1 protein-coding gene is annotated in these 756 nt (G+C 48.5%); it reads left to right on the top strand.

Annotated elements, in window-relative coordinates:
- Window positions 1-171: 171 nt before the first annotated feature.
- The coding region (locus AB5542_RS20645) for a proton-conducting transporter membrane subunit (RefSeq protein WP_368243418.1) at window positions 172-756 on the top strand (585 nt) is incomplete at its 3' end.

The raw sequence follows: 756 nt of genomic DNA, 5'->3' as shown, positions 1-756 counted from the left end.
ACCTCTTTCTTCCCCTGCCTGAGGGGAAGTACCCCGAAGGGGGGATGGGGAGGGAGAACAGAGGAGGAGCTGGAATACTATCTTGTTATTAAAGCTAAAACTAGGAAATCAAAAAGCGTCAGCCTTGCGCGGCTGGAATTTAAAATTTAAAATCTAAAATCTAAAATAAAAATGGGTTACGCTAATTTCTTATTAATGAAGGAGGAAATATCACTGGTAGCGGTGATCGTTATACTCTTAATTTACGACATATTCGGTACCCCGAAAAGCCTAAGGTATTTTCAACCGATAGCTTGTATTCTCGTGGGTATTCATATCCTGCTGAATATCTGGCCCGCCCCGGACGTGACGGCTTTCGGAGGGATGTATCACAGCACGGCAATGGGTGGGGTCATGAAATCCATCCTGAGCATCGGAACGCTGCTCGTGTTCATGCAAGCCAATAACTGGCTTTCCAGCGAGCGCACGATTATTCGCCGGGGAGAATTCTACATGATCACGCTGGCCACGCTGCTAGGTATGTACTTCATGATTTCGGCCGGGAACTTCCTGATGTTCTTTATCGGGCTGGAAACGGCATCCATACCGATGGCAACACTTGCCGCTTTTGACAAGTACAAGCAACAATCGGCCGAGGCGGGTGCCAAATACATCCTTACCGCCGTGTTCGCGTCCGGCTTATCGTTGTACGGGATCTCGTTAATTTACGGGACCACGGGAACACTGTATTTCGAGGACATCCCCGCCGGGTTAAAC

This window comes from Butyricimonas sp. RTP31003st1_G1_RTP31003_210430 (genome assembly GCF_040920905.1).
GTDB classification, from domain to species: Bacteria; Bacteroidota; Bacteroidia; order Bacteroidales; family Marinifilaceae; genus Butyricimonas; species Butyricimonas paravirosa.
The sequence above is the reverse complement of the archived record's forward strand: the minus strand, read 5'-3'. Positions and strand labels throughout refer to the sequence as shown.